This window comes from Alcanivorax sp. HI0083 (assembly GCF_001635175.1).
Genome location: NZ_LWFX01000518.1, coordinates 1 through 1111 on the forward strand (window position 1 = coordinate 1; position 1111 = coordinate 1111).

The 1111-nt window shown below is 59.4% G+C and carries 2 protein-coding genes; both read right to left on the reverse strand.

Features of this window, described 5'->3' with window-relative positions; translation table 11 throughout:
• Nucleotides 1-120: 120 nt before the first annotated feature.
• Nucleotides 121-591: a 23S rRNA (pseudouridine(1915)-N(3))-methyltransferase RlmH gene (rlmH, locus tag A3754_RS05355; protein WP_063519019.1), complete on the reverse strand. Its 471-nt coding sequence runs from the start codon at nt 589-591 to the stop codon at nt 121-123.
• A 3-nt stretch (nt 592-594) separates the two neighbouring features.
• A complete protein-coding gene (gene rsfS, locus A3754_RS05360) occupies nt 595-957 on the reverse strand; it encodes a ribosome silencing factor (RefSeq protein ID WP_063519020.1) in 363 nt (120 codons plus the stop codon).
• Between the last annotated feature and the right edge of the window lie 154 nt (nt 958-1111).

The window sequence follows — 1111 nt, forward strand, 5'->3', positions numbered from 1 at the left end:
AAGCAGCAGCACCAGAAAAACGCCCACGACAAGGCGCACGCTGAAAATGCGCTGTTCGTGGGGATGGTCTTTCAGCGTTAATGGTCGGCGCATGTTGGCGTCTGTGTGAGGCGATAACGATCAGCGATGATAGGGGTGCCCGGTCAGTAGCGTCCAGCCCCGGTACAGCTGTTCTGCCAGCAGCACGCGGACCAGAGGGTGTGGCAATGTCAGGTTCGAGAGGCTCCAGCACTCATGTGCGCTGGCTGACAGTTGCGGGCACAGGCCATCGGGGCCGCCTACCAGCAATACCAGATCCTGGCCCACGTCTTTCAACTCGCCCAGTTTACGGCTAAGTGCAGGGGTGTCCAGGGCTCGACCGTTGACTTCCAGTGCCACGATTTTTGCGCCGGGGTATTTCTCTACACGTTTACGCAGAACATCCGCTTCCGCGCGAATCTGGCTGCCGGCATCGCCTTTGCCGCGTTTGGGCATGGGGATCTCTTCCAGCGTCAGGCGCATGTCCGGGGGCATGCGCTTCTGGTATTCGTTGTAGCCTTCGGTCACCCAGGCGGGCATGCGGGTGCCGATGGCCAGCAGAACAATGCGCATGGATTACGAGTCTTGCTGTTGGTCGCGGTCCGGGTGGTGCTGGGGGTTCTTCCACAGCCGTTCCAGGTCATAGAACTCGCGGGTGGCGGGTAACATCAGATGAACAATCACATCGCCCAGGTCCACCAGAATCCACTCGCCGGTGTTTTCCCCTTCGGTTCCAATGGGCGGGAAGCCGGCGTTCTTGGCCGCATCGGTCACGCTGTCGGCCAGGGCTTTCACATGGCGGTTGGAGGTGCCGCTGGCGATAACCATGTTGTCCGCGACACTGGTGATTTCACGCACATCCAGTGGAGTGATGTTTTGGGCTTTGACTTCTTCCAGGGCGTCGATGACCAGTTGCAGTAGCGGGGTGTCAGCGCTCATGGGGCCTCATGATTGATTAAAGGGAGTAAGTTTCGCCACATTATACAGGTCGTGGCGGTGAATATGCGTAATCACGGCGTCATCCAGTGCCGGGCAGCGCCCTTTTTCTGCCAGGGCCTGACGAATGGCGGTGGCAGAGACGTCCAGAAAGGGC

Bases quoted from the DNA above. Each gene is read 5' to 3' on its own strand.
- rlmH (WP_063519019.1), bottom strand. From the start codon at position 591: ATGCGCATTGTTCTGCTGGCCATCGGCACCCGCATGCCCGCCTGGGTG.
- rsfS (WP_063519020.1), bottom strand. From the start codon at position 957: ATGAGCGCTGACACCCCGCTACTGCAACTGGTCATCGACGCCCTGGAA.